Genomic DNA, 4910 nt, shown 5'->3' with positions numbered 1-4910 from the left:
GTGCGGCAGCCGCCGCACCGCCCCCCGCGGCAGCTCAGGAGCTCGTGGTCGGCTTGCTGCCGCCGGTGCCGTTCTTGGCCAGGCAGAGCACGTAGTCGCCGCCGCCCGCGCCCTGGTGGACGAAGGAGGCGTCGCTGTCCGGGTAGGCCGTGCAGGCCTGCTTGTCGTCGGACGTGCCGGACACCCGGCCCAGCACCTTGTAGTCCGCCGTCGGGTCGCTGCACGGCAGGACCTTGAGGTCCGGGCTGGAGTCGGTGCCGCCGTTGTGCACGCAGTCGCCGGCCGAGATCGACAGCGAGGCCGGCACCCGGTACGGCGTGGACGGGACGTACGGGTCGTTCTTGGTGACCGCGCCGATCACCAGCAGGGTGATGACCAGTGACCAGCCGATGACCGGCAGCAGGAGCATGAGCATCGCCGGGCGTCGGGTCAGCGGCACGCCCGGGTTCAGCTGCGGGCCCTGCGGGTTGGTCGCCGGCGGCAGCGCCTTGATCTTGTTGTAGGCGAACACGTTGCGCAGCAGGGTGATCGGGGTGAACACCGACGACAGGTAGCCCCACCAGCCCTGGACGAGCGTGCGGGCCGACATGTCGCGCACCGTCGCGGTGCCGCAGGTGCGGCAGAACGGGCCCGGCTGCTTCAGGAACTGCATGATGACGATCATTCCGCGGTGGCCGCGGACGGTGGTCTGCACGGCCGGGAAGCCGCCGCAGAACCGGCAGACCGGGCCGCCGTCGGGCGCCGTGCCCGGGCCGCCGTACGGCATCGGCTGCCCGTAGGGGGCCGGCTGGCCGTACGGTGCGGGCTGGGCGTACGGGCCGGGCTGGCCGTAGGCCGGGGGCGCCGCGGGGGCGGCGCCGTACGGTGCGGGCTGGGCGTAGGGGCCGGGCTGCGCCGGGGCGGCCGGCGCGGGGTAGCCGTAGCCGGGCGCCGGCGGGTACGGCTGGCCGGGCGGTGCCGGCTGCGGGGGCGCGGCGGCGGCGTACGGATTCGACGGCGGGTAGGGAGAGGTCAAAGGTCTGGTCCCCGTTGAAAGTCGGTGGCGACGGGCGGGCGGCCCGGCGAGGTCCGGCGCGGCCGGGGGCCGCGGGCCCGCCCGAGAGCGGATGCCGGAGGTTCGCACGTACTCTAGCGACCCGCCACGACACCGCTCCGCCGGGCCGTCAGTCGCCGGACCGTCAACCCCCGCCCGCCGTCCGCCGCGAGCGCGGACTCCCGGGCCTCAGCGCGCCGCCCGGGTCAGTTTGACCCGGACCGGGCCGCGGACCTCCAGGGTGATCGCCTGGCCGAGCGGCACCTCGGTGTCCACCGCCGCCACCTCGAACTCCCGCAGCAGCGCGGCCAGTGCCAGCACCGACTCCAGCATGGAGAAGTGCTGCCCGATGCAGGCCCGCGGGCCGCCGCCGAACGGGAACCAGGCGTAGCGGTGCCGGGCCGCCTCCTGCTCCGGGGTGAATCGGCCGGGGTCGAAGCGCTCCGGGTCCGGCCAGTGGGCCGGGTTCCGGTGGGTGACGTAGGGGGCGAGCAGCACGTCCGCACCGGCCGGGATGCGCACGCCGTCGATCTCGCAGTCGGCCACCGCGCGCCGCCCGATCACCGCGGCGGCCGGGTACAGCCGCATCGCCTCCTTCAGCACCGCCGTGGTGTACGGCAGCGCCGCCAGGTCCTCGGCGCGCGGCGCCCGGTCGCCGAGCACCGCCACCGCCTCCGCGCGGGCCCGCTGCTGCTCCTCGGGGTGCAGGCCCAGCAGGTGCAGGGCGAAGGCCAGCGAGGTCGCCGTGGTCTCGTGCCCGGCCAGCAGGAAGATCAGGACCTGGTCGCGGAGTTCGGCCGCGTCCAGCTGCTCGCCGTCCTCGCCGCGGGCGGCGGCGAGCAGGCCCAGCAGGTCGTCGGAGTCACGGCCGGCGCGGCGGGCGATGATCGCGTCGCACACCTCGTACAGCGCGCGCTCGGCGGCCTTCGCCTCCCGGTTGCCGGGGGTCGGCCACTGCCGCGGCACCCGGACGGGCGCGAAGCCCCGGTCCCGGACGAACGCGCCCAGCACCGGGAAGGAGCGGCGGACGGCGCCGATCGCCTCCTCCACGTCGGTGCCGAACAGGATTCTGGCGACCGCCCGCAGGGCGAACCGCGACATCTCCTCCGCCGCGTCCACCACGCCGTCCGGCACCGCCGCCCAGCGCTCGACCAGCGCCGCCGACTCCAGCGCCACCGCGTCCGCGTAGGTGTCCACCCGGCGGCGGGTGAACAGCGGCTGGATCAGCCGCCGCTGCCGCTGGTAGTCGGCGTCCTGGGCGGTGAGCAGGCCGTTGCCCAGGCTGAGCCGGACCTCCTCGTACAGCACGTTGTCCTTGCGGAACTCCGCCGCCCGGGTGCCCAGCACCTGCTGGGCGCCCTCGGGGGAGAACACCATCCAGAACTCGGCCCGCAGCCCGGGCGGCCCCGCGGTGAACCGGACCACGTCGCCGTGGTCGCGGTGCGCCGCGAGGTACGCGCCCAGCGGGTCGCGGGTGAGGTCCAGCATCGAACCGATCAGCGGCAGCCCGGGCGGGCCCGGCGTCCTGGTGGCCGGCATGGCGGTCTCCCCCTCCTCGACGATCGTGTACCGCTCAAGCTAACTGACGGTGCGTCATCGAGGAAGGGCGGGCCGTCACTCGTACTCGGTGCCCCCCTTGCGGGTCAGGTAGCCGCCGCCGACCGCCTTGGCGATCGCCCGGCCGCCCAGCACCGGGCTGTGCCGCTCGGTCCGCGGGCGGACCACCACCCCCTCGCGGACGTGCAGCTCCCGCCCGCTCAGGGTCTCGCGGCCCTCGGCCAGCTCCAGCACGGTGGCCGCGTCGAACGGCCCGCGCCACAGCTCGGGCACCACCGGCAGGGCGCCGTCCAGCACCTCGGCCGCGTCCAGCCAGTGCAGCTGTCCGTCGATCACCGCCGAGACGTCGAAGACCGCGTAGCCCGGCAGCTCGGCCCGGCCCGACGCGCCGTAGCCCAGGTCCTGCACCCCCGCGCCGAACACCTCGCCGAAGATGCCGACCCGGCTCGCCCCGAGTCGCTCGGCCAGCGCCGCGGCGGCCTGCGGCACGCCGTGCGCCCGCACCGCCCGCCAGTACAGGTTGACCCCGTCCTCGCGCAGCGCCAGGCCCTGCGCACCGATGCCCTTGGAGGAGACCTGCACCGCGCCCGAGTCGGCGTGGAAGGTGAGCAGGCAGCAGCTGCCGTGCACCTTCTCGGTCACCACCACCGGCTCGCCGGGCTCGAAGACGTCCGGGAACCGCTTGAGGTTCTCGATGTCCACCCAGGGCAGCAGGTCCGGCGCGGCCTCCACCTCCCCGCTCATCGCGGTCGGGATCGGCGGCTGCCACTTGGTGATGCCGAGCAGCTCCGCGAAGTCCTCGCCGGCCTCCGCGGACGCCGCCAGGTCCACCCCGGCGAGCGCCCCCGGCCGGCAGACGATGCCCTGCGACAGCTCACCGCGCAGCCGCACCGCCTTGACCCGGTTCGCCTCGCCGCCGGCGAGGCGCCCGGTCAGCCCGAGCTCCTCGATCAGCCCGGCCGGCAGCACCGCCTGCTCCGGGATGTAGACCGCGGTCTCCCCGGTCCGGTACGCGCCCTTGGCCACCACCGCCCGGTACAGCCCCACCTGCGCCAGCTCCAGCGCATCGGCGTTCGGGTGCTCCAGGATGGTCAGCCGTTCCGCCGTCACCCGCAATGTCGACATCGGTCGTCCTCCCCCGTCTCTCGTGTGCCCCCACTCTTGCGGGCCCGCCGCGGCCGGGGCCACGGGTTATTCGGCGCGGCGCGGGTCGGGGCACGGACCGCGCCCGGCGACTGAGGTATCGCACATACTGGGACAACCGCGTCCACGTGCTGGCCTGTGCGATGAAACAGGCGACGTCGGGGCCGCATCTGCGGCACCATGGTCGGCGTCGCCATCGCATCTCCGCGCCCCCGACCGGCGCGGCAGAAGGGGAATGCAGCCCATGAGCACCGTCAGACGCCGTACCGCCGTCTCCGCCGTCGCCGCCCTGGCGCTCGCCGCCGGGCTCACCGCCTGCGGCAGCAGCGGCAGCTCCTCCTCGACGGCGGCGGCCCCGTCCGCCGGGTCGGCATCGGGCGGCGCCAAGGTCAGCGGTGCGGTCACCGTGTTCGCGGCCGCCTCGCTGAAGGAGACCTTCACCGCCCTGGGCAAGAAGTTCGAGGCGGCCAACCCGGGCACCGAGGTGACCTTCAACTTCGGCGGCAGCTCGGCGCTCGCGCAGAGCATCGTCTCCGGGGCGCCGGCCGATGTGTTCGCCGCGGCCAGCCCGGCGACCATGAAGACCGTCACCGACGCCAAGGCCGCCGCGGGCGCGCCCAAGGTGTTCGTCCGAAACACCCTGGAGATCGCCGTCCCCAAGGGCAACCCGAAGCACGTCGCGGGCCTCAAGGACCTCACCGGCATCAAGGTCGCGCTCTGCGCCAAGGAGGTGCCCTGCGGCGCCGCCGCGCTGAAGGCCCTGCAGGCCGCCGGCGTGAACGTCACCCCGGTCACCCAGGAGCAGGACGTCAAGGGCGCCCTCACCAAGGTCGAGCTGGGCGAGGTCGACGCCTCCCTGGTCTACAGGACCGATGTGAAGGCCGATGCTGCGAAGATCGACGGCGTGGACTTCCCCGAGGCCGCCAAGGCCGTGAACGACTACCCGATCGCCGCCCTCGCCAAGGCGCCCAACGCGGCCGCCGCCGCGGCCTTCGTCGCCTACATCGAGTCGGCCGAGGCCCAGCAGGCCCTGACCGCAGCGGGCTTCCAGGCCCCGTGACGGCCGGCACCACCGAGACGGTGCGGGGCGGGGCCGGGCCCCCGCCGGGGGCGGGGGGGGGGGGCGCCGCGCGGCGGCCCCGCACGGGCGGGCGGGTGGGGGAGGGCGCCCCCGCGG

Annotated in this window: 4 protein-coding genes; 1 reads left to right on the top strand and 3 read right to left on the bottom strand. The window is 75.2% G+C overall.

What is annotated here, in order from left to right:
* Positions 1–34: 34 nt before the first annotated feature.
* The 3 genes from ACFV0G_RS32080 to ACFV0G_RS32070 form a co-directional block, all read right to left on the bottom strand.
* On the bottom strand, positions 35–1015 hold the full coding sequence (locus ACFV0G_RS32080) for a hypothetical protein (protein ID WP_380555616.1): 981 nt from the start codon (positions 1013–1015) through the stop codon (positions 35–37).
* A gap of 207 nt (positions 1016–1222) precedes the next feature.
* Positions 1223–2572: a cytochrome P450 gene (locus tag ACFV0G_RS32075; RefSeq protein ID WP_380555614.1), complete on the bottom strand. Its 1350-nt coding sequence runs from the start codon at positions 2570–2572 to the stop codon at positions 1223–1225.
* Positions 2573–2647: 75 nt separating this feature from the next.
* Positions 2648–3715 (bottom strand): RNA ligase (ATP), encoded by a 1068-nt coding sequence (locus ACFV0G_RS32070; RefSeq protein ID WP_380555612.1) that lies wholly within the window; start codon positions 3713–3715, stop codon positions 2648–2650.
* A 262-nt stretch (positions 3716–3977) separates the two neighbouring features.
* On the opposite strand from ACFV0G_RS32070, the gene modA reads away from it, so the two are divergent.
* Complete coding sequence (gene modA, locus ACFV0G_RS32065; RefSeq protein WP_380555610.1) at positions 3978–4793, top strand: molybdate ABC transporter substrate-binding protein; 816 nt, start codon at positions 3978–3980, stop codon at positions 4791–4793.
* Positions 4794–4910 lie beyond the last annotated feature (117 nt).

It is taken from the genome of Kitasatospora sp. NPDC059571 (assembly GCF_042735675.1).
GTDB lineage: Bacteria > Actinomycetota > Actinomycetes > Streptomycetales > Streptomycetaceae > Kitasatospora.
This window is presented reverse-complemented; position numbering and strand designations above follow the sequence as displayed.

What these genes read in the sequence shown, in the direction of transcription:
- modA (WP_380555610.1), top strand. Translation starts at nt 3,978, where the DNA reads ATGAGCACCGTCAGACGCCGTACCGCCGTCTCCGCCGTCGCCGCCCTG.
- ACFV0G_RS32075 (WP_380555614.1), bottom strand. Translation starts at nt 2,572, where the DNA reads ATGCCGGCCACCAGGACGCCGGGCCCGCCCGGGCTGCCGCTGATCGGT.
- ACFV0G_RS32070 (WP_380555612.1), bottom strand. Translation starts at nt 3,715, where the DNA reads ATGTCGACATTGCGGGTGACGGCGGAACGGCTGACCATCCTGGAGCAC.